The 20,375-nt window shown below is 42.7% G+C and carries 22 protein-coding genes; 10 read left to right on the top strand and 12 right to left on the bottom strand.

From position 1 onward, the window contains the following. The first annotated feature begins 44 nt into the window (after positions 1 to 44). Complete coding sequence (locus CW740_RS03825; RefSeq protein ID WP_106646295.1) at positions 45 to 413, top strand: Mth938-like domain-containing protein; 369 nt, start codon at positions 45 to 47, stop codon at positions 411 to 413. Between the two features lie 85 nt (positions 414 to 498). Here the strand turns inward: CW740_RS03825 and CW740_RS03820 are convergent, their stop codons facing one another. The 6 genes from CW740_RS03820 to rpsP all read right to left on the bottom strand — a co-directional run bounded on the left by CW740_RS03820 (position 499) and on the right by rpsP (position 4,396). Further along, on the bottom strand, positions 499 to 1,257 hold the full coding sequence (locus tag CW740_RS03820) for a thioredoxin fold domain-containing protein (RefSeq protein ID WP_106646294.1): 759 nt from the start codon (positions 1,255 to 1,257) through the stop codon (positions 499 to 501). 145 nt (positions 1,258 to 1,402) lie between these two features. Next, positions 1,403 to 2,290 (bottom strand): site-specific tyrosine recombinase XerD, encoded by an 888-nt coding sequence (gene xerD, locus CW740_RS03815; protein WP_106646293.1) that lies wholly within the window; start codon positions 2,288 to 2,290, stop codon positions 1,403 to 1,405. Between the two features lie 103 nt (positions 2,291 to 2,393). Beyond that, positions 2,394 to 2,750, bottom strand: coding sequence for a 50S ribosomal protein L19 (gene rplS, locus CW740_RS03810; protein WP_106646292.1), 357 nt, complete (start codon positions 2,748 to 2,750; stop codon positions 2,394 to 2,396). Between the two features lie 54 nt (positions 2,751 to 2,804). Continuing rightward, positions 2,805 to 3,572, bottom strand: a complete 768-nt coding sequence (gene trmD, locus CW740_RS03805) for a tRNA (guanosine(37)-N1)-methyltransferase TrmD (RefSeq protein ID WP_106646291.1) — start codon at positions 3,570 to 3,572, stop codon at positions 2,805 to 2,807. Between the two features lie 19 nt (positions 3,573 to 3,591). Then, complete coding sequence (rimM, locus tag CW740_RS03800) at positions 3,592 to 4,113, bottom strand: ribosome maturation factor RimM (protein ID WP_106646290.1); 522 nt, start codon at positions 4,111 to 4,113, stop codon at positions 3,592 to 3,594. Between the two features lie 37 nt (positions 4,114 to 4,150). After that, complete coding sequence (gene rpsP, locus CW740_RS03795; protein ID WP_106646289.1) at positions 4,151 to 4,396, bottom strand: 30S ribosomal protein S16; 246 nt, start codon at positions 4,394 to 4,396, stop codon at positions 4,151 to 4,153. Positions 4,397 to 4,765: 369 nt separating this feature from the next. Between rpsP and CW740_RS03790 the strand changes: the two genes are divergently transcribed. After that, positions 4,766 to 5,059 carry a TFIIB-type zinc ribbon-containing protein gene (locus CW740_RS03790; RefSeq protein WP_106646288.1) on the top strand — a complete coding sequence of 98 codons (294 nt, stop codon included), beginning with the start codon at positions 4,766 to 4,768 and terminating at the stop codon, positions 5,057 to 5,059. Between the two features lie 205 nt (positions 5,060 to 5,264). After that, on the top strand, positions 5,265 to 5,963 hold the full coding sequence (locus CW740_RS03785; protein ID WP_106646287.1) for an SEL1-like repeat protein: 699 nt from the start codon (positions 5,265 to 5,267) through the stop codon (positions 5,961 to 5,963). Between the two features lie 261 nt (positions 5,964 to 6,224). Here CW740_RS03785 and ffh read toward each other — a convergent pair whose 3' ends face one another. Then, positions 6,225 to 7,625 carry a signal recognition particle protein gene (gene ffh / locus CW740_RS03780; protein ID WP_106646286.1) on the bottom strand — a complete coding sequence of 467 codons (1,401 nt, stop codon included), beginning with the start codon at positions 7,623 to 7,625 and terminating at the stop codon, positions 6,225 to 6,227. Between the two features lie 174 nt (positions 7,626 to 7,799). Between ffh and CW740_RS03775 the strand changes: the two genes are divergently transcribed. From CW740_RS03775 to CW740_RS03765, 3 genes are read left to right on the top strand one after another with little or no spacing between them, the layout of a single operon-like run. After that, positions 7,800 to 8,591 carry a cytochrome C assembly family protein gene (locus CW740_RS03775; protein WP_106646285.1) on the top strand — a complete coding sequence of 264 codons (792 nt, stop codon included), beginning with the start codon at positions 7,800 to 7,802 and terminating at the stop codon, positions 8,589 to 8,591. Positions 8,592 to 8,594: 3 nt separating this feature from the next. Continuing rightward, positions 8,595 to 9,875 carry an HlyC/CorC family transporter gene (locus CW740_RS03770; protein ID WP_106646284.1) on the top strand — a complete coding sequence of 427 codons (1,281 nt, stop codon included), beginning with the start codon at positions 8,595 to 8,597 and terminating at the stop codon, positions 9,873 to 9,875. Between the two features lie 15 nt (positions 9,876 to 9,890). Further along, positions 9,891 to 12,389, top strand: coding sequence for an efflux RND transporter permease subunit (locus CW740_RS03765; protein ID WP_106646283.1), 2,499 nt, complete (start codon positions 9,891 to 9,893; stop codon positions 12,387 to 12,389). A gap of 59 nt (positions 12,390 to 12,448) precedes the next feature. Here CW740_RS03765 and CW740_RS03760 read toward each other — a convergent pair whose 3' ends face one another. Then, positions 12,449 to 12,904, bottom strand: a complete 456-nt coding sequence (locus CW740_RS03760) for a universal stress protein (protein ID WP_106646282.1) — start codon at positions 12,902 to 12,904, stop codon at positions 12,449 to 12,451. Between the two features lie 134 nt (positions 12,905 to 13,038). On the opposite strand from CW740_RS03760, the gene CW740_RS03755 reads away from it, so the two are divergent. Further along, the gene (locus tag CW740_RS03755; RefSeq protein WP_106646281.1) at positions 13,039 to 13,461 is read left to right on the top strand and encodes an Hsp20/alpha crystallin family protein; all 423 of its coding nucleotides are present in this window, start codon (positions 13,039 to 13,041) and stop codon (positions 13,459 to 13,461) included. Positions 13,462 to 13,549: 88 nt separating this feature from the next. On the opposite strand, the gene purT is transcribed toward CW740_RS03755, so the two are convergent. From purT to gshA, 4 genes are all read right to left on the bottom strand, one after another. After that, positions 13,550 to 14,731 carry a formate-dependent phosphoribosylglycinamide formyltransferase gene (purT, locus tag CW740_RS03750; protein ID WP_106646280.1) on the bottom strand — a complete coding sequence of 394 codons (1,182 nt, stop codon included), beginning with the start codon at positions 14,729 to 14,731 and terminating at the stop codon, positions 13,550 to 13,552. Between the two features lie 132 nt (positions 14,732 to 14,863). Further along, the gene (locus CW740_RS03745; protein WP_106646279.1) at positions 14,864 to 15,343 is read right to left on the bottom strand and encodes a GNAT family N-acetyltransferase; all 480 of its coding nucleotides are present in this window, start codon (positions 15,341 to 15,343) and stop codon (positions 14,864 to 14,866) included. Then, complete coding sequence (gene putP / locus CW740_RS03740; RefSeq protein WP_106646278.1) at positions 15,343 to 17,013, bottom strand: sodium/proline symporter PutP; 1,671 nt, start codon at positions 17,011 to 17,013, stop codon at positions 15,343 to 15,345. Before putP ends, CW740_RS03745 begins: the two co-directional genes overlap by 1 nt. A gap of 43 nt (positions 17,014 to 17,056) precedes the next feature. Further along, positions 17,057 to 18,625 (bottom strand): glutamate--cysteine ligase, encoded by a 1,569-nt coding sequence (gene gshA / locus CW740_RS03735; RefSeq protein WP_106646277.1) that lies wholly within the window; start codon positions 18,623 to 18,625, stop codon positions 17,057 to 17,059. Between the two features lie 162 nt (positions 18,626 to 18,787). Here gshA and CW740_RS03730 point away from each other — a divergent pair, with 162 nt between their 5' ends. The 3 genes from CW740_RS03730 to CW740_RS03720 are packed head-to-tail and all read left to right on the top strand — an operon-like array spanning position 18,788 to position 20,346. After that, complete coding sequence (locus CW740_RS03730) at positions 18,788 to 19,546, top strand: EAL domain-containing protein (protein WP_106646276.1); 759 nt, start codon at positions 18,788 to 18,790, stop codon at positions 19,544 to 19,546. Positions 19,547 to 19,595: 49 nt separating this feature from the next. Next, a complete protein-coding gene (locus tag CW740_RS03725; RefSeq protein ID WP_106646275.1) occupies positions 19,596 to 19,925 on the top strand; it encodes a hypothetical protein in 330 nt (109 codons plus the stop codon). 58 nt (positions 19,926 to 19,983) lie between these two features. After that, positions 19,984 to 20,346 carry a hypothetical protein gene (locus CW740_RS03720; RefSeq protein WP_106646274.1) on the top strand — a complete coding sequence of 121 codons (363 nt, stop codon included), beginning with the start codon at positions 19,984 to 19,986 and terminating at the stop codon, positions 20,344 to 20,346. Positions 20,347 to 20,375 lie beyond the last annotated feature (29 nt).

Raw genomic sequence — 20,375 nt, 5'->3', positions numbered from 1 at the left:
GAGTTGCTATTATAGTGACACATCACAACCGATTAAAACCTTCTATGGATTTTTCGCAAGACAAGACTAGTGGTCGTTACACCATACGATCCTATCGCAAAGGTTCTATTATCATTAATGATGCGACATATCAGGTCCCAATTGCTCTTGGCCTTGAAGACTTGTACGACAATTTGTTGCCAGATAAAGTCTCAAAGCTGGATAAGCAAACTTTAACCGAACTTGATATTGCAAGCTACGAAGTAGTTATTCTAGGAACGGGTGAAAATCAAGACTTTCCTTCCTGGGACTTACTGGAGGCGGCTCAGATGATGGGGACGCCGCTCGAGGTAATGGCGACCGATGCCGCCTGCCGCACTTATACTATTCTGGCCAGCGATGGAAGGAATGTTCTGGCACTTCTCTACCCATAGTAAATTAAATTTAGCGCCACTCTAAAATGAAAAAAACCTGCTTTATCATAAACAAAGCAGGCCTTTTGGAAGGTTTGGTATTAGCTTATTTTTGCTCTTTCTTTAACTGGTCAAGGCGCTGACGCATAATCTCAGCTGGCAAGTAGCCACCAATTAAGTCACCATTTTCCAGGATGATTCCTGGAGTACCACGGATACCGAATTTACGAACCAGACTCATTTGCTCTGCGAATGGCGTTTGACAATTACCTTCACGATACTTGCGGTCAATTTTCGCTTCCGTCATAGCTGTCTGCTGATCCTTTGCACACCAAATACCTTTTAGTTTATCAGCTGAGGATGAGTTCAAACCTGCTCTTGGAAATGCCAGATAACGAATGGTAATCCCTCTACTTAGATAATCATCACGCTCACGATGCATTTTCTGACAGTAACCACAGTCGATGTCAGTAAAAACGCTTATAACATGCTCTTCATTGGGTGCCTTGAAAATCACCATGTCGTCATCTTTCACTTTAGCCATTTCACGCTTACGCATTGGTGATTTCATCTGATCAATCTGACTCATGCGTTCCATTGAGATATTACGAATTTTCTCTTCAGAAATATCCAGCATCTTTCCATCAATCAAATACTTACCATCATTGGAGATGTAATAGAGGTCTCCTTGCAGTACGAAAGAATAGAGGGAGTCAACTTCGGATGGAGCTACATGCTCGATGACCGCTCCCGGGAAGCGCGCTTCAAGCATTGCTATTATTTCCTCTTCGCTGAGAGCTTTACTGGCTGCAGTAGCAAGTGGTATACAAAAGCTAACGATTAAAAGAACAAACAGCTTTTTCATTGAATAGGAACTCCAGGACGTCAATTAAAATTTAGAAGGTTCACCCAAAGATAACGAGCGCACCGTTAGTTTTTTCATTCTAGCTAGCCTAAGGCAAGGAATTAAGCCGATTTACAAACTTTTACACCCTAAAATGGTAACCTGACTAACCTCGAGGATGATGCTGGCTATGCAATTGCTTCAGCCGCTCTTTAGCAACATAGGTATAGATTTGCGTAGTTGATAAATCACTATGCCCCAACAACATTTGCAAGGTTCTTAAATCAGCACCATGATTAAGTAGGTGCGTAGCAAACGCATGACGTAGGGTATGGGGCGACAGGTGTTTACGAATACCTGCAGTTTTTGCATAAAACTTTATACGATGCCAAAAAGTCTGGCGGGTCATGCGCTGCCCTCTTGTGCTCAAGAATAACCAGTCAGACACTTTTTCATTGGCCAATTCAGCCCTCCCGTGTCGTATGTACTGCGCTATTGCCTGTAGAGCTTCCTCACCAATCGGTACTATGCGTTCCTTATTACCCTTACCAATCACTCGCATCACGCCTTGCTGAAATCCAATCTGATTCATTTCGACAGAGATAAGTTCGGTTATCCGTAATCCACTGCTATAGAGCAATTCCAACATCGCTTTATCACGCAAACCAAGAGCTGTATCCAGATCGGGTTGGCTGAGTAAATTATCAACCTCATCCTCGCTCAGTGACTTAGGTACAGGTGGTTGTATCTTGGGGCTCTCAATCTGTTGGGTGGGGTCAACTTTAATCTGATTAGACTGAAGAAGATAACGGTAAAATTTACGCGCAGAAGATAGAAATCGAGCTGTAGAGCGACTGCTATATTGTTTACTGTAGCGTTCAGCTAGATATTGCTGAATATCTGACGGGGCAGAGTTAGTTAAAGTTTTTCCCTGCTTCTGCAGCCATTTGCTGAATAATTTCAGATCGCTACGATAACTGGACAAAGTTGCATCAGATAACCCCTGCTCCATCCATACCTGATCGCAAAACTGTTCAATAATCTGTTCGCTCATACCCGGACATCACAATCTAAAGTGCATAGACTTTACCAGATTACCATGATACAGGCACAAAAAAAGCAGTCCTGAGACTGCTTTTTCTGGAGAAAAAAGGCGATTACTTTCTATTAGCCAATTTTTCTTTAATACGTGCAGATTTACCTGAACGCTCACGCAAGTAGTAGATTTTCGCTTTACGAACATCACCACGACGTTTAACTTCAATGCTGTCGATCAGTGGGCTGTATGTCTGGAATGTACGCTCAACGCCTACACCAGAAGAAATCTTACGCACTGTGAACGCAGAATTAAGACCACGGTTACGCTTTGCAATTACAACACCTTCAAAAGCCTGTAAACGCTCACGGTTACCTTCTTTAACTTTAACCTGAACAATAACGGTATCACCGGCACCAAATGTTGGTACTTCTTTAGTCATTTGCTCAGCTTCTAATTGCTGGATGATGTTACTCATGGCTGTATGCTCCTCATTCGAGCTCTCGCTCGTTCAAAATTAATCGTTGGAAGACTACTTGCTCAAATGTGCTTCGTATTCTTCAATAAATTCCTGTAAGAGTTTTTGCTGCTCGTCATTCAATTGCATGACGTCCAACAAATCCTTACGTCTCAACCAGGTTCTCCCCAGAGATTGCTTCAGCCTCCAGCGACGAATGTTATCATGATCGCCACTGAGCAATATGGGCGGGACCTGCCGACCTTCGAAAACCTCAGGTCTAGTATAATGCGGATGATCCAACAAACCCTCCGCAAAAGAGTCCTCAACCGCAGAGTCTTCATGTCCGAGCACCCCCGGCTGCATTCTGACTACTGCATCGATCACAGCCATAGCTGCAATCTCGCCACCACTTAATACAAAGTCACCGAGTGAAATTTCATCATCAATTTCTGATTCAATGATGCGTTCATCGATACCTTCATAACGCCCTGCTACTAGTAACAGGTTAGGCTTCTCGGCCAAATCCTTAACCACCTGGTGGTTAAGTCTGCGTCCCTGTGGCGACAGATATATTTTGTAAACAGGTTGTGATGGTTCCTGCAAACTCATTCGAGTTTCAGCGTAACGTATAGCTTCGGTCAGTGGCTGGGTCATCATTAACATGCCAGGGCCACCACCATAAGGTCTGTCATCAACGGTTCTATGCTTGTCCGTTGTGAAGTCCCTGGGGTTAGTTACCGCAAAGTTCACTTTACCTTGCTTAACCGCCCTGCCAACTACGCCTTGTTCCATTACGCCATCGAACATGGCAGGAAACAAAGAAATCACATGAATGTTCATGCGCTGAACCTCATGTCATTCATGACTGATAGTCTAACTCCCAGTCAACCGTAATCTGCTTAGAATCCAGATCGACTTTCATCACGCTATACTCAGGTACATAGGGTATTAATAGCTCTTCTTTCGAAGCTGTTTTAACTACTAATACGTCATTAGCACCTGTTTCCATCATTTTCTTGACTGTTCCCAGCTCTTCACCAGCAAGGTTTACCACCGTTAATCCAATCAGATCACGCCAGTAATACTCACCATCTTCAAGCTGAGGCAGTTGAGACTCTTCGATTGCAATCTCAACGCCACGGTAACTCTCAGCCGTATTTCGGTCATTACAACCTTCAAGCTGGGCTACCACAGTCTTACCCTGTTCACGCCCATTAATAATTGAAACTTTTTGCCATTGGCCATCCAGCTTCAAATACCATGGACTATAATTCAGGATATTCTCCTTCGGGTCGGTATAAGAATAGACTTTTACCCACCCTTTTATGCCAGAAGCTCCGTTTAATTTACCGACAATCAGCGGCTTAAAAACTTCAGACATAAAAAACCTATTAAATCAGTTTGTTACAACGATTTAATTAAGCTTTAGTAGCTTGTTTAATTAAAGCAGCTACGCGGTCAGTTGTTTGCGCGCCTTCACCGATCCAGTGTTGGATACGGTCGTTATCAAGGCGTAAACGCTCTTCGTTACCACGTGCAACTGGGTTGAAGAAACCAACACGCTCGATGAAACGGCCGTCACGACGTGCGCGAACATCAGCAACTACTACATGGTAAAATGGGCGTTTTTTAGAACCACCACGAGCTAAACGAATGGTTACCATACGTTCAAATCCTCTGTTTTAAGTACAAAACAGCCCAAAAAGCGCCAGGAATTGAGGCTTTTAAGGGCTTTCAAAATTTTAAGAGCGCGAATTTTACATTAAATACATGGTATTTGGAAACGATTTTACCTAAAAAAAACCCTTTATTTACCGTCCTATTCCAAAGATTTTGCAAATAGCGGGAGTTTAGCTTCCCCGCCCCTACAAATTCGTTCCAAAAATCCCAGTCAAAATTATAGTTAATGGCTTTTATTCGGCGTTGTTACATTTACTGACGAATCTTTAATCTTGATTGATACTCAAGTATCCCCGATATTGGTATAAATAAATACATCGATTATTAATCATAATGTTAAAGGAGTTACCATAATGCAATGCCCTGTTTGTGACGGTGTTGATTTAGCCATGACTACTCGTGAAGGAATTGAAATAGACTATTGCCCCAAATGCCGCGGGGTTTGGCTAGACCGAGGGGAGCTGGATAAAATTATTGAACGCTCAGCACCCGCTCAAGCTGCAACACCACAATCTCAAGCTCAAGAGCCTAGATATCGTGATGATCTCTACAAAGAATCCAAATATCGAGATCATGGCTACAGCAATAACGATCATTACAAACGCAAAAAGAAGAAAAGCCTGCTCGGCGAACTGTTTGACTTTTAACTTCTGTCACACTTCACATTAATCAGGGTTAGGTAGATATTAGCCTAATCCTGATTTACTTACCTAGGTAAGGTATATTCTCAGCAGCCGACCCATTCTACTGTCTTACTAGCCCATGTTTCAGTTGAATATATTTTGTCACCGTTCTAATTCCAGTAACGTCTTAGAAATGGCAACAATTTAAAGAGCAAAGGAAAAAAGGATTATGCATATCAAAAAATTACTACTTACTTTCGTTCTACTATCTGGCTCTCAGACAGTTTTTGCTAGCAACCAAGAGTTTTACGTGATTAATGAGTCCGATATAGCAAAAGCAGACGAGCTATTCCAAAACGAACAATACGAAGAGTCGCAACAGCTTTACTCACAACTAGCCAAGGCCGGTGACAAATACTCTCAATATATTTTATCCGTCATCTACATGAATGGATTGACTGGCGAAAAAAATATTGAAAAGGCTTACGCTTGGGCCAGAGTAGCGAAAGAAGACGGAAGTAAAGAGCTTTCACAGCATTTTGACTATATAAAGTCACTCATCCCACTAGAACAAAAAGAACAGATAGTTAAGTCATCAACAGATATCTACCGGCAGTATAGTAACCTTGGTGTAGCGGAAAATTACCTGGCTTACCTGAAGGATGAATTCCCTAAATGTACTGGAAGCAGACTTAAGATTAATGTAAACGCCTGCGAAAGGGTTCAGGTTGCATGTAATATAAATAGCGTTTGGGGAGGCAACACTATCCCAGATCTTGTTAGCACCTTCGGTAAAGACTGTCTTGAATTTGCAGCGAAAATTCAGCCTGAGAATCTTAAGAAAATGAAGGCTGGTATCGATCTTATGGAAGAGTACATTCAAGAGGAAAGAAAAAAAGGAAGCGTAATTATTACCGAAGAGAAGTGATAGACCTTGCCTTAAATTGGGACACACTTTCTAGCTAAATGAAATCTCTTAGTGCGAAACAAAATCCTTTCCAAGCTGGGCGCTTACTTCAGTAAGTAACCTGCGAGAAAAGGATTTTTAACAAAGTAATCAGTGAGTTAAGCCATTCTAAGAATTTTAAAAGCTACTAGAGCAAGGCAAATGCCTTAACTTTTTGGCGTAGTTTACTAGAAGTAAATGAGACAAAAAGTTAAGGATATTTAACGAAGCTATTAGGAGCTTTTAGCGACCGAATGGAGGCATTCCACCTGGCCCACCACCCATTCCACCGCCCGGCGGCATCATACCTTTCATGCCGCGCATCATTTTCATCATGCCACCAGGGCCTTTAAGCTTCTTCATCATTTTCTGCATCTGATTGAATTGCTTGAGCAAACGGTTCACGTCCTGAATTTGCGTGCCTGAACCATTGGCAATACGTTTCTTACGAGAACCTTTGATAAGCTCAGGGCGGGCGCGCTCTTTGGGGGTCATTGAGTTGATCATTGCAATCATGCGATCAGTCATTTTGTTGTTCATGGCTTTTTGTTTGGCAGCTTCTGGGATTTGCCCCATGCCCGGCAGTTTGTCCATTAAGCCGGCCATACCACCCATATTATTCATTTGTAAAAGCTGGTCCCGAAAATCACCAAGATCGAAGCCTTTGCCTTTCATGATTTTCTTGGCAACTTTTTCCGCTTTCTTCTTGTCGACCTTGCGCTCAACTTCTTCAATTAAACTTAGGACATCGCCCATGCCCAGAATTCTTGAAGCCACACGCTCTGGGTGGAATGGTTCAAGCTGGTCGATTTTCTCGCCCATACCAATGAACTTGATAGGCTTACCGGTAATATGACGGATCGATAAAGCCGCACCACCACGCGCATCACCATCGGCTTTGGTCAGAATGACACCTGTTAACGGTAAAGCATCATTGAAAGCTTTGGCGGTATTGGCCGCATCCTGACCTGTCATGGAGTCGACCACAAAGAGCGTTTCTGTAGGATCAATCGCGGCATGTAGTGCCTTGATCTCTTCCATCATGGCTTCATCAATGGCTAGGCGACCGGCGGTATCGATAATGACCACATCAATAAACTGCTTTTTCGCCTCTTTAATGGCGTTATTAGCAATATCAATTGGCTTTTGCTCGGTTGAACTTGGGAAGAAGGTGGCACCAACTTCACCAGCAACAGTTTCCAGCTGTTTAATTGCCGCAGGGCGATAAACGTCCGCACTGGCAACCATTACAGATTTCTTTTCACGAGTTTTGAGTAAATGAGCCAGTTTACCGGCACTGGTCGTTTTACCCGCACCCTGCAAACCCGCCATCAAAATAACGACCGGTGGTTTGGCACTCAGGTTCAAGGCATCGTTAGCCTCGCCCATCGCCTTAATCAATTCATCATTTACGATTTTGATGAAAGCCTGGCCTGGATCGAGAGCCTTACCAACTTCTGCGCCCATAGCGCGCTCTTTTACATCGCCAATAAAGGCTTTAACCACAGGCAAAGCAACATCCGCCTCCAACAAGGCCATGCGCACTTCACGTAACGTATCCTTAATATTGTCTTCACTGATTTTGCCCTTTCCTTTTAGTGTTTTCAGGGCACCGGAGAGACGATCACTTAAACTGTCAAACATTGTTGCTTATCTCAAATTAATGGCTTTTATAAAATTAGGGGCATTATAACGAAATACAAGCTCCCGTGTTGTAGTATTTGTTGCAGTATTCTCATAGATAGCGCTTGTTTCAGTGCTATTTTGCTCTAAAATGGCGGTTTAAGAAAATTCCAACAAACTAAAGGCCTTAAGGCAGTGTTAATTGATATAATTACCGGGCTTTCTTATCTTGTATTGGCGGTATTTTTTATTCTCCGCCTTAATCACCCGGATAAAGAAGTACCAGAATGGGGAAAATGGCTGCCTCTGGCACCAATCGCACTTCATTTGTACGCGCTTTATCTGGCCATTGAAACTGGTACCGGGCAAAATCTATCTCTATTCAACACCCTGTCGCTAGTTTCGCTGATCATGGTGTTGCTGATTGCCATTTATCGTTTTAACCATCAAACCCCGCATTTGATGCTGTACGCCTGTCTTTTTGCTGGCTTTGTTTCTCTATTAAACATAGTTCCTGAAAAACCAAACATCATAATGCTTAAGGGAAACGCCCTTGCTTTCTGGCATATATGGCTATCAGTTATTGGTTTTAGCTTACTTCTGATTGCTACTTTCCAAAGTATCCTGTTGTTGTTTCTACATAAAAAATTACGTAGCCGTCCAGCATCTATCCATCCGCTATTACCGCCATTAATGCAAATGGAGCAATTTCTATCAGCTTTGGTGCTATCAGGAATTATCAGCCTGGGTATCGCCCTGATTCTAGGCTTTATGCAGCCCGATACTGCATTACGAGCTCAGTCGCTACACAAAATTGTTCTTTCAGCTCTTGCTTGGTTCAGCTTCTGTACATTTTACCTTGGGTATAAGTTATCCCGTTTAAGTGGTATTCGGTTTGCTCGGCTATGCATTATTGCTTTCGTCATCCTCGCGTTAGGTTACGTTGGCAGTAAACTGGTGCTGGATTACATTCTGCAGCGAGGTTAATTTTTGGAATCTCTGTCGACCAGCACCCTGTTTATCATTCTTGGCCTTCTGATCTTCCTGTCTGCATTTTTCTCAAGTTCAGAAACAGGAATGATGTCCCTCAATCGTTATCGATTGAAACACCGAGCAAAAAATGGTGATCGTAGCGCAAAGCGGGTCTATAAAATGCTCAAGCGTCCGGACAAACTTCTCGGGCTCATATTGCTCGGCAATAATATTGTTAATATTCTTGCTTCAGCCATTGCAACGGTAATTGCCATTCGCTTCTGGGGCGAAGGTGGTATATTTGCTGCAACTTTGATGTTAACTGTAGTCATTCTGATATTTGCCGAAGTGACGCCTAAAACATTGGCGGCTTTATTCCCAGAGCGTATTGCGTTCTTTGCAGCACCGATTCTTAAACCTCTTTCAACGTTATTATCACCAGCTATTAAACTCATCAGCTTTCTGGCTAATGGTTTGCTACGCCTGTTTGGCGTCAATGCTGGAGCCGAAGGAGAAGATCATTTAAGTCAGGAAGAGCTTAGAACGGTAGTTAATGAGGCCGGAGCAATGATCCCGCGCCGTCACCAGAAAATGCTTCTGAGTATTCTGGATCTTGAAACGGTAACAGTTGATGACATCATGGTTCCGCGCAATGAAATCGCTGGTATCGATCTAGCTGATGACATGGATTTCATTTTAGAGCAGATTCGAAACAGTATTCACACCAGGCTATTGGTATTCAAAGAAGAAATTGATCAGGTACAAGGTTTTTTACACGCACGCAACTTCGGCAGAATTCTAGAGCTTGAAGAGCCTACTATCGATGAAATTCTTAGTTACCTTGATCCCATTTATTATGTTCCGGAAGGTACTCCTTTACATACCCAGCTTGTGAAATTCCAGCGTAAACGTGACCGAGTCGGGCTGGTTGTTGATGAATATGGCGATATTGAAGGGCTGGTAACTCTTGACGATATTCTGGAAGAAATAGTTGGCGACTTCACTACTGAAATGTCGAATATCAATAAAGAGATTCAAGCTCAGCATGACGGTACCTATCTAGTTGATGGAACCATCACCATTCGTGAGCTGAATCGCTCAATGAAGTGGTATTTACCTACTGACGGCCCTAAAACATTGAATGGCCTAATTACTGAATATCTTGAAACTATTCCACAGGCTGCAACTGGATTACGTTTATATGGTTATCCAATGGAAATCCTGCAAGTAAAAGACAATTTAATTAAAACCGTGCGCATTATGCCCAAACTTTATCGCGCTCCAGAAACTGATATCTAAACTTGGAACTCATCCATGACACATAATAAAGAGAATTTCTTTTTCAGGCTGTATCAGAAAGTCATATTAAACCATCCGATAATTGTCCTGTCGCTGGTCATTATTCTTTCAGTTATTGCAGCTACTCAGCTACCTAAGTTTCGCCTGGATGCCTCTGGTGAATCTTTGACACTGGAAAATGATAAATCACTCAATTATTACCGTCAGGTTAATGAGCGTTACGGCTCTGATGATTTCCTGATTATAACGTGGAAGCCTAACGTTGGTTTAATGGACGAGGAAGCTCTGGCTTCATTACAGGATCTGGTAAATCGCTTACAGCAGCTGCCAACTGTTGCCAATATCAATAGCATTCTTAATGTTCCATTACTGGATGGCATCAAACTGGATGCTGAAGCCCTTTCTGCAGAAATTCCGACCTTGATGGATGAAGGTGTTGATAAACAAAAAGCTCTGGAAGAGTTTACCAGCAGCCCACTCTATACAAATCTGCTAGTTGGTGACAATGGCGAAACCAGCGCCATACAGGTCAATTTTGAGCGAGATGAACGCTACTTCTCATTACTTGATGCCCGTGATGATTTGCGCCAAAAACGTAGTCAGCAGAAACTGACTGAAGAAGAAGCAAAACGTCTGGCACAACTGGAAGATGAGTTCGATGCGTATAGCAAACAAGTATCCGAGCGCACAAGTCAGATCATTGCAGATGTCAGACTGATAATGGACGACTATCGTGATGTTGCCGAGCTATATTTAGGCGGCATTTCAATGATCACCAATGACATGTTGGATTTTATTCAACATGACATCACGGTATTTGGTATTGGGATTCTTCTGTTCATCATGCTTGCTTTATTTGTATTCTTCGGCAAAGTGCGATGGGTACTGATACCATTATTTTCCTGTCTGGTCACAGTGCTGGTTCTAGCAGGGCTGTTAAGTTATCTCGATTGGCGAATTACGGTAATATCCTCAAACTTTCCGTCAATATTATTGATTACCGTACTGGCGCTTAATGTCCACCTGGTAGTTTATTATCGTGATTTTATTTCCGACAACCCAGACAGCTCACAGATGGAGCGTGTAAAGGCAACCATCAAGACCATGTATTGGCCTTGTCTGTATACCGCTTTAACTACCATCGTTGCTTTTATATCACTACTAATTAGTGGCATTCGACCAGTAATCGACTTTGGCTGGATCATGACCATTGGTCTGGTGCTGGGCTTTGTTGTTACCTTTATTGTATTCCCAAGTTTTATCCAACTTCTAAGTACTGAAAAGCACCAAAGTGGCTCAAGTATCACATACAAAATTACGCACTGGATTTACAACATCAGCGTAAAATTCAAGCCAGCCATCTTTGCTTTAGCCGTGCTCCTGATTCTGTTCAGCGCCTATGGCATTTCTCAGCTGAAAGTTGAAAACCGTTTTATTGATTACTTCAAGCCTTCCACTGAAATCTATCAGGGCATGACAGTAATCGATCAGGAACTTGGCGGCACAACGCCTTTAGACATTGTGATAGATGCGGATCCGAACGAGGAATCATTATTTGCCGATGACGAGTTTGAAGATGAATTCGGTGATGAATTCGATAGTTCTACCTATGATCCTGGCTACTGGTTTACTCGAAGCAAGCTTGAAACTTTAGAAAAAATCCATGACTACATTGATAGTCTTGGGGTAACAGGTAAAGTTCAATCGTTAGCAACAACCACTAAAGTTCTAAAAGAGATGAATGAGGGAGAATATCCTGATGAATTGACCTTGTCTCTGGTTCACAAAGAAATGCCTGACGATGTTCGAGCAACCCTTTTAGATCCATACCTTTCAGAGGACGGAGATCAAACCCGAATCAATATCCGTGTAGAAGAAACAAACCCAGATCTCAAGCGCTCTGACCTTATCGCAAACATTAACGACTTTATTGTGAATGAGGCTGGTATCAAACAGGAACATGTTCACTTTACTGGCATGCTGGTGCTCTACAACAATATGCTACAAAGCTTGTTTGACTCCCAGATAATGACCATTGGCGTTGTTTATCTGGCTATTCTATTGATGTTCCTGGTGCTATTCCGTTCATTCGTGCTGGCTATTCTAGCCACCATTCCGAACGCACTGTCGGCTGCGCTGGTACTGGGTATTATGGGCTGGATGGGCGTACCCATGGATATGATGACGATTACCATTGCGGCTATCGTGATTGGTATTGCAGTGGATAATTCAATTCACTATGTACACCGCTTTAAGAATGAATTCAAAAAAGACAATGACTATTTGGCGACCATGGAACGCTGTCATGGCAGTATCGGTAAAGCCATTTACTACACGGGCGTCACCATTATTGTCGGCTTTGCAATTCTGGCACTGTCTGAATTCATCCCATCTATCTATTTTGGTCTTTTAACAGGTTTTGCGATGGCGGTAGCCTTATTCCTGAACTTAACCCTGCTTCCGTTGATGCTGATAACAGTGAAGCCTCTTAAAACTGATAAGTCCAACAACTAGAAATAGTTAAGCACAAAAAAAGGAGCTGATGAGCTCCTTTTTTTGTGGACTATTAAAGTCTAATCTTTCGGTTTTCGCATTTGAACACACAGCACATCACAGGGCGAACCATGCAATACGCCGTTGGCGGTTGAACCCAGCAATAGTTCCCAGCCATGCTGGCCGTGAGTTCCTATTACGATAACATCGCAGTTTCTCTCTTCTGCATATTTCTTAATTTCACGAGACGGCTTACCAACCTTAATATGGCAATGGTCATCAGCCACCCCATACTTCTTTGCAAATTCATTAATACGTTTGGTTTTGGCTTTTATTGCTTCTTGTTCTATATCATCAGTATTGACGATAACAGCCCCAAAAGGTGCTCCCGCCCATAGACCGGCTTCAATGGGTTCAGCGACATGAATCAGGTGTAGATCTCCACCTTCGGCAAGGACATTTTTTGCTTTTTGAATGATGGCCTCTCCTTCTTTACGAAGATCCAGTGCCACTAACACTTGTTGATATGAACCCATAACTCTCTCCTTTGTCTAACAACTGTCTTATTTATACCCTATTCCAACCTTACAGTATTTTGATCCAGATCAAAATGGTAGGAGGTTGATAGATTTAGTCTAGCATAGCAATGTACATAATTTGGAGGTGTATTATGCAACTATCAAAGTGGAAACCTTTCTCAAACATCGAGTCTTTCATGAACTTTCCTGTTTCAGGCCTATTTGACGAAATGTCTAATGGCTTCGGTAACGAGTGGCGCCCCGCAGTAGACTTTATTGAAAAAGCAGATGAGTTTCTGGTTAAAGCAGAACTGCCAGAAGTTAAGAAAGAAGACGTAAAAATAAATATTGAAAACAATATCCTGAGCGTTCAGGGTGAGCGCCGCTACGAAGAAAAAGATGAAAAGCAGCATAGACTGGAACGCTTCTATGGTAGCTTTACGCGAAGCTTTACGCTCCCAGACAATATTGATACCGATCAATGCAAAGCAGAGTTCAAAGATGGCATGTTAAACATTCACTTGCCTAAAAGAGCTGGCAGTGAAAAGCCAAAAAAATCAATAAAAATCAATTAACGGTAGGTAAAACTTAACTCTCTTGGGCTATGTTCTTATGAACAACGACACTTAGGCCCAAGAGAGTTTTTTTTATATTTACAGGGAGCTAAAGTTTAATGGTAACTTTAGCCGCGCTATTGCGAGCTTTAGCTCTGGCCTGCTCAACTGAATCGGCTTTAGCCAAGGCAACGCCCATACGGCGTTTTCCACTGACCTCAGGCTTTCCAAACAGACGAAGCTGAGTATCAGCTTCAAATAAAGCTTTATCAAGATTACCAAACTCAACCTCTTGAGATTCACCTTCCACCAAAATTACAGCAGAGGCAGAAGGACCTTGTTGACGTATCGCTGGAATAGGTAGACCTAAGATAGCACGAGCATGCAATGCAAACTCTGACAAATCCTGAGAGATTAAGGTCACTAAGCCAGTATCATGAGGACGGGGTGATACTTCGCTGAAAATAGCTTTGTCGCCTTTAATAAAAATTTCAACACCAAAAAGACCATAGCCACCCAGGTCGTCAGTCACTGCCTTAGCCATATGCTGTGCTTCAGCCAAAGCTTTTTCAGACATGGGTTGCGGTTGCCATGACTCGCGATAATCGCCGTCTTCTTGAATGTGACCGATAGGAGCACAGAATTGTGTGCCATTGACTGAGCGAACCGTTAGCAAAGTAATCTCATAGTCAAAATCGACAAACCCTTCTACGATGACGCGCCCCTCCCCAGTTCGCCCGCCAGCCTGCGAATATTTCCAGGCAGCGTCAATCTGGTCTTCAGTTTTTACCGTCGACTGCCCTTTACCTGAGCTGCTCATGACAGGCTTGATGACAAAGGGTAAGCCAATGGCTTCGACGGCCTGTTTATATTCTTCATAGGTATCTGCAAAACGGTAAGGTGAGGTTTCAAGACCAAGATCTTCTGCGGCTAATCGACGGATACCTTCACGATCCATGGTTAGGCGAGTTGCCCGAGCGGTTGGGATAACCGTAAATCCATCTTTCTCCACTTCCAGCAATGTCTCGGTGGCTATTGCTTCAATTTCGGGCACAATCAGATCCGGCTGCTCTTCCACAATAACACGCTTTAACGCATCACTATTGAGCATGTTAATAACATGACTGCGATGGGCGACCTGCATTGCTGGAGCATTGGCATAACGGTCTACAGCTATCACCTCTACCCCGAAGCGCTGTAACTCGATAACTACCTCTTTACCAAGTTCGCCAGAACCAAGCATCATGACCTTTTTAGCCGTTTTAGATAACGGAGTGCCGATCTTTGACATAACAAATTCCAATTGAAGACTGATTTAATAATTTAAGTGCCGATAGAGTAGCAATTGGGGTGAGTTCAGGCAATAAAGAATGGCCATAAAAAAAGCCTCATATTGAGGCTTCAAATAAATCAAAAATACTATCTATTTGGCAAAATTATCCAACGCATCACCGGTCAAACGGAACACGGTCCATTCATCCATTGGCTTGGCACCAATACTTTTATAAAAATCAATTGCTGGCTGATTCCAATCAAGCACTGACCAGTCAACGCGGGCACAGTCTTTTTCTACAGCGATCTTGGCCAGTTTTTGTAATAGGCCATAACCTATTTTCTTACCCCGGAATTCTGGCTTAACATAGAGGTCTTCAAGATAAATGCCATACTTACCCAGAAAGGTTGAGTAATTAAAAAAGTAGAGGGCAAAACCTGCCGGCTGTCCTTCATATTCTGCTATTAGACAGTGTGCTCGAGCATCGCTGGCAAAAACGGTCTGCTCAATATCAGCGACCGTTGCCACAACTTCATGAGAAAGCTTTTCATAGTCAGCCAGCTCTTTGATGAAGCCAAGAATAAGCAGCGCGTCTGCACGCACCGCTTCTCTGATAACAAAGTTACTCATTAGCTTTTATACTTCTTAAACTCGTTGCGATACCAGTCAAACTGGTTATAAGTTGTCTCAGCAACTTTAGTCAGTTTGCTAACAACCACAATCGCAATACAGGAAAGAATGAAGCCTGGTAGCATTTCATACAAACCAAACAACGGTACTTGTAAAACTTTATCCACAATTACATCTCCGTTTCCATCCAGTACTTTTTGACCAAACTCGTTAATTCTATCAACTTCCTTAGTGTAGAATTTTTCTAGCCCATCCCATACCAATACGGTTACCGCACCAGTTGCAATACCGGCTAGCGCGCCATGACGAGTCATGCGCTGCCATAATAGTGAGAAAATGATAACTGGTCCAAAAGAGGCACCAAAACCTGCCCAAGCTTGACCCACTAAATTGAGAACATTTCTGGAGTCACCCATTGCTACACTGATACCTATACCAGCAACCAGAATTACTATAAAACGGTTAACCCACACTAGCTCCTTCTCTGAGGCGTTTGGACGCATATAAGGTTTGTAAACGTCTTCGGTTACCGAGCTTGAAACAGCTAGAAGCTGAGAGTCAATGGTACTCATTACCGCAGCCAGAATTGCCGCCAATAAGAATCCGGCCAACCAAGGGTTAAATAACGCCTGCGTTAATAACAGGAATACCTTTTCGCTACCCGGAGCAGTATTTAATACAGCAACATCTTCTGCTGATAATAAGACATACGCTTTAGCATTGAAGTCACCACCGAAGAAAGCGATACCGGCGAAACCGATGAACACGGCGCCTAATACACAAACAATCATCCAGCTCATACCTATACGACGCGCTTGCGGCACCGTATTTACACTTTTAACTGCCATAAAACGAGCAAGTATGTGTGGCTGACCAAAATAGCCTAAACCCCAGGCTGCCAATGAAAGGAAAGCAATCCATTTAAAGGAGCCCTCAAGGTCAAAGAACCCTTGGGTAAAACTTACCGCTTCTGGCTTGATTTCACGAGTTGCTTCAACAATACCACTAAGACCATTGTATTCCACCAATAACACAATTGGCGCAACAATCAGAGCTGTCATAATAATCAGTCCCTGGAAAAAATCAGTCCAGGAAACTGCCAGGAAACCACCAAGGAAGGTATAAGAAATGATCACGATAGAGCTGACTAATAGCGCAGTGTTGTAGTCATAGCCAAAGCTTGACTCAAACAACTTACTACCTGCAACAAGGCCTGAACCGATGTAGTAGCCAAAGAATACAATCATGACTAAAACAGCTACTATTCGTAACGCTTTGCCAGCATCGTGGAATCGCCCTGCGAAATAATCAGGCAATGTCAAAGCATTGTCCGCGATTTCAGTGTAGGCACGTAAACGACCGGCAATAAACTTCCAGTTAAGATAGGCACCGATAATTAAAAACAGTGCCAACCACGAGTCAGAAAGACCCGAAAAGTAAATGGCTCCGGGTAAGCCCATCAAAATCCAGCCACTCATATCGGATGCGCCGGCACTCAATGCGGTTACCGCACCGCCCAAACCACGGCCACCCAACATATAATCGCTGGAGTCATTAGTTCGTTTGTAGGCCCAAATACCAATACCAATCATAAACACCAGATAGATCAAAAAGGCGATCTCAACTGGCCCTACGGTCATCCCCAAAAAATCGAACTTGGTATAGTTCATAACACCTCACTAGGTTAAATTAATTTGTCCAGGGTTCGTTACCCTAGGCGAAATATTGCTTGAGATATTCTTCAAAAGTTAAGGAGTCACTCTCCTCAATCTGCTTTTGCTTCTCAATCGACTGAGCCGCTTCACGCTCGAACAGAGCCTCAACCTCAGGGTTGATGTGCTCAGAAAGAAATTGCTGACGCGTTTTTTTCGAAAGGTCCATGGTGTAACCAAAATAACCCTTCCCATACGCCAACATATTATTGAGAAATTGACCCGACAACGTCTTATCAGGATCTTTTGCCATCTCTATTGCCTCACCCAAAGCCTGAGTATAGGCCTTAGTCTGATTACTCTTATCAAGCAATACTGCAACTGGGCGCATTTCCTCAAAGATAGCCAATGCAGCCTCTTGTAATGGTACTGCTCGATTAAATTTCAACAGTCCCAGGTCAGGCTTTCGGCCGTAATACACCGCACGACGGAAGTTTTCGTCGTTTTCAGCATTCTCACGATCCGATTGATTGCAGCTCTCCTGAAGCAAGCAGAAGAGCAAAAAGACGTCCAAAAAGTCAATTTGTGACTGACTTATACCAACTGGGTCGAAAGGATTCAAGTCAAGTGAGCGAACTTCCACATACTGAACCCCGCCTCTTTTCAGTGCCTGAGTCGGTCTTTCGCCTGAATTAATAACCCGTTTAGGACGGATTTTGGCGTAGTATTCATTCTCAATCTGGAGCAGATTGGCATTCAACTGCCGGTATTCACCATCTACCTTAACCCCAAGCTCTTCATAGAACTCATCTTTAGTTCTTATAGCTCGCTCTAACTCAGCAATATACTCATCTAAGTCATTGTGGCGTATTGAAAATTTAGCCTGAGCATTGTTTTGGTAACCCAGATCGCTCATGCGCAAAGAGGTCGAATACTTACCATACAAACTGCCATCACCATGATCTTCCAGCAGTGAACCACCCTTGCCTTTGGTGAAGGAGCGACAAATTGCTGGCGATGCACCATAAAGATAAGGCAGCAACCAGCAGTAACGCAGATAATTACGAATTAAGCCTAAATACTGCGTAGAGATAAAATCTTTTAAATTACCGCTATTTTGCTTGAACTGTTGGTATTTTGGCCAGAAATCCTCAGGAAGTGAGAAATTATAGTGCACGCCTGCAATAACCTGCATATATCGACCATAACGATAACCCAGCCCACGACGATAGATATGCTTCATCATGCCAACATTCGAGGTACCGTAATCAGCCAGAGGTACATCATCTTCCTTAGTCAGAATACATGGCATACTTCCAATCCATAGAATTTCATCATCCATGTGCTGATAGATAAACTGGTGAATATCATGCAACCACTGACGTGGCTTAAGGCGGTCATTAGTAACCGGGGTAATCAGCTCTGGAAGAGCTTCCGAGTAGTCCGTTGTAATAAATTCATTAGTAAGGGCAGAACCCCAGGACTTGGGATGAGGTTTAGTTGATAGGTATCCATCCTCTGTGACACGCAAGCTCTCTTTTTCAATGCCACGATTCAAACGAGTCAAACACTCCGCCAACTCGCCTTCCACAAACGCCAAAGCGTCACGATCCAGTTTCGGGTCACGCATATAATAGATTCAGTGTGAATTGAGCAGCCAATACTATGCCACAGGGCTAAGTCATTATAAAGTTTACAATAAATAATCTTGTCAGTAGTATGGAAAACACTTGAATACCTAACCAGAACTCAAGCTGGACTAAACAAAGGCAAGATCGCATAAGGTGCTACTATGAGTAAAAGCCATGATAACAATTTCGGATGCTCTCGTTGCAAAGACAAGGAGGCGCTTGGCTTTGATATCTCAATGGCTTTTCAACCCATTATCAACACCGCCAATCAGACAGTCTTCGCCCACGAAGCGCTGGTAAGAGGCACCAATGCTGAGTCAGCTAATGATGTATTCAAGAATGTTAATGCGGACAACCTCTACCCCTTTGATCAAACCTGCAGAACAAAAGCCATAGAACTCGCTTCTAAACTAAACTTTAACCAGAAGTTAAGCATCAACTTCATGCCCAATGCCATCTATCAGCCAGAGTTATGTTTACGAACGACATTAGCCGCAGCGGAAAAATATAACTTCCCAATAGATAGAATAATTTTTGAGATAACAGAAGGTGAAAAGGTTGATGATCTTGAACACCTGAAAAAAATTGTTACTTACTATAAATCCAGAGGTTTTCTAACAGCAATTGACGACTTCGGATCAGGCTATGCAGGTCTAACCCTCATTAGTGAAATCCAAACCGATATCGTTAAATTGGATATGGGCTTAATTAGAAATATCGACAGCCATAAAAGCAAACAAGCCATAGTTAAAGGTATTTTAACCGTCTGCAAAGACCTGGGGTCTGAAGTTATTGCCGAAGGCATTGAAACCCACGAAGAATGGGCCACACTCAAAGAATTTGGCATTGAGCTTTTCCAAGGATACTATTTTGCAAAACCCAAATTTGAAGGTATTGCCGATATAAACTTCCCTCAGTAAGTTTTAAGCATACGAACAATCTTCAATATATAACAACAAGGAATCTCTAATGGACACTTTAATTAGCTTACTCATCGTCGTACTACTGTTAGTCCTACCACTAAAGTTCGCAGCAAAATTTATCGGCGCCAAAAACACAGGCTTCTTCGCCTGCCTATTCGCCCTGATCGTATCCGCATTGTTCCAATACGGCTTTAATCAAGTGTTTCCAGGATTGGATCAAACCTATGGCTGGATTGTCACCGTTCCAGTAGCCGCCCTCGCCTACATGCTAGTGTTAGGTACAACCTTTTTAAAAGCCGTACTGATAGCAATCGTGCAAGTGGTATTGATGGTATTACTGACAGCGTTAGTGGCCGGGTTATTGGCCGGATTATAGAGTACCGTTACCCATACAAGGTATTTAAATACTCTAATAATTTCATAAAAGTATAGAAATGGCCCCTCTTATAATTGCAGCCTTATATGGCTTAATGTTCCTTTTAATTAAACTAGTGACCTCTTTTGAATTTAGTAATGAAACCAGATTAATAATAAACATCGTTGGCGGTATTAGCGCTCTAGTGTTACCTATCATCATTTACTCCATTATCGACTTCAAATTAACACAGCGATCAATCAACCTTGTCGGACAAAGTTGGTGTAAAGAGCAAAATGTTGAGTTAAAAAAAGTAGAGATGCATAAAAACCATTTCGCCCTTATTTGCCTGCAAGACAATAAGAAAATACGAAAAAAATTTAGAGTTCGCTTTATTCCAACAACATGGTTTGTAAAGTCGGTTGAATGGTTAGAGAAATAATTAATCACAAGTGATGAACTCAGTATTTA

Source organism: Kangiella profundi (assembly GCF_002838765.1).
Taxonomy (GTDB): Bacteria; Pseudomonadota; Gammaproteobacteria; order Enterobacterales; family Kangiellaceae; genus Kangiella; species Kangiella profundi.
Note: the sequence above shows the minus strand (reverse complement) of the source record. Positions and strands in the feature narration are given on the sequence as shown.

What these genes read in the sequence shown, in the direction of transcription:
- putP (WP_106646278.1), bottom strand. Translation starts at nt 17,013, where the DNA reads ATGAACTATACCAAGTTCGATTTTTTGGGGATGACCGTAGGGCCAGTT.
- rimM (WP_106646290.1), bottom strand. Translation starts at nt 4,113, where the DNA reads ATGTCTGAAGTTTTTAAGCCGCTGATTGTCGGTAAATTAAACGGAGCT.
- CW740_RS03760 (WP_106646282.1), bottom strand. Translation starts at nt 12,904, where the DNA reads ATGGGTTCATATCAACAAGTGTTAGTGGCACTGGATCTTCGTAAAGAA.
- ffh (WP_106646286.1), bottom strand. Translation starts at nt 7,625, where the DNA reads ATGTTTGACAGTTTAAGTGATCGTCTCTCCGGTGCCCTGAAAACACTA.
- purT (WP_106646280.1), bottom strand. Translation starts at nt 14,731, where the DNA reads ATGTCAAAGATCGGCACTCCGTTATCTAAAACGGCTAAAAAGGTCATG.
- CW740_RS03825 (WP_106646295.1), top strand. Translation starts at nt 45, where the DNA reads ATGGATTTTTCGCAAGACAAGACTAGTGGTCGTTACACCATACGATCC.
- rplS (WP_106646292.1), bottom strand. Translation starts at nt 2,750, where the DNA reads ATGAGTAACATCATCCAGCAATTAGAAGCTGAGCAAATGACTAAAGAA.
- CW740_RS03745 (WP_106646279.1), bottom strand. Translation starts at nt 15,343, where the DNA reads ATGAGTAACTTTGTTATCAGAGAAGCGGTGCGTGCAGACGCGCTGCTT.
- CW740_RS03720 (WP_106646274.1), top strand. Translation starts at nt 19,984, where the DNA reads ATGGCCCCTCTTATAATTGCAGCCTTATATGGCTTAATGTTCCTTTTA.
- CW740_RS03820 (WP_106646294.1), bottom strand. Translation starts at nt 1,257, where the DNA reads ATGAAAAAGCTGTTTGTTCTTTTAATCGTTAGCTTTTGTATACCACTT.
- rpsP (WP_106646289.1), bottom strand. Translation starts at nt 4,396, where the DNA reads ATGGTAACCATTCGTTTAGCTCGTGGTGGTTCTAAAAAACGCCCATTT.
- trmD (WP_106646291.1), bottom strand. Translation starts at nt 3,572, where the DNA reads ATGAACATTCATGTGATTTCTTTGTTTCCTGCCATGTTCGATGGCGTA.
- CW740_RS03730 (WP_106646276.1), top strand. Translation starts at nt 18,788, where the DNA reads ATGAGTAAAAGCCATGATAACAATTTCGGATGCTCTCGTTGCAAAGAC.
- CW740_RS03755 (WP_106646281.1), top strand. Translation starts at nt 13,039, where the DNA reads ATGCAACTATCAAAGTGGAAACCTTTCTCAAACATCGAGTCTTTCATG.
- CW740_RS03765 (WP_106646283.1), top strand. Translation starts at nt 9,891, where the DNA reads ATGACACATAATAAAGAGAATTTCTTTTTCAGGCTGTATCAGAAAGTC.
- xerD (WP_106646293.1), bottom strand. Translation starts at nt 2,290, where the DNA reads ATGAGCGAACAGATTATTGAACAGTTTTGCGATCAGGTATGGATGGAG.
- CW740_RS03785 (WP_106646287.1), top strand. Translation starts at nt 5,265, where the DNA reads ATGCATATCAAAAAATTACTACTTACTTTCGTTCTACTATCTGGCTCT.
- CW740_RS03725 (WP_106646275.1), top strand. Translation starts at nt 19,596, where the DNA reads ATGGACACTTTAATTAGCTTACTCATCGTCGTACTACTGTTAGTCCTA.
- CW740_RS03790 (WP_106646288.1), top strand. Translation starts at nt 4,766, where the DNA reads ATGCAATGCCCTGTTTGTGACGGTGTTGATTTAGCCATGACTACTCGT.
- gshA (WP_106646277.1), bottom strand. Translation starts at nt 18,625, where the DNA reads ATGCGTGACCCGAAACTGGATCGTGACGCTTTGGCGTTTGTGGAAGGC.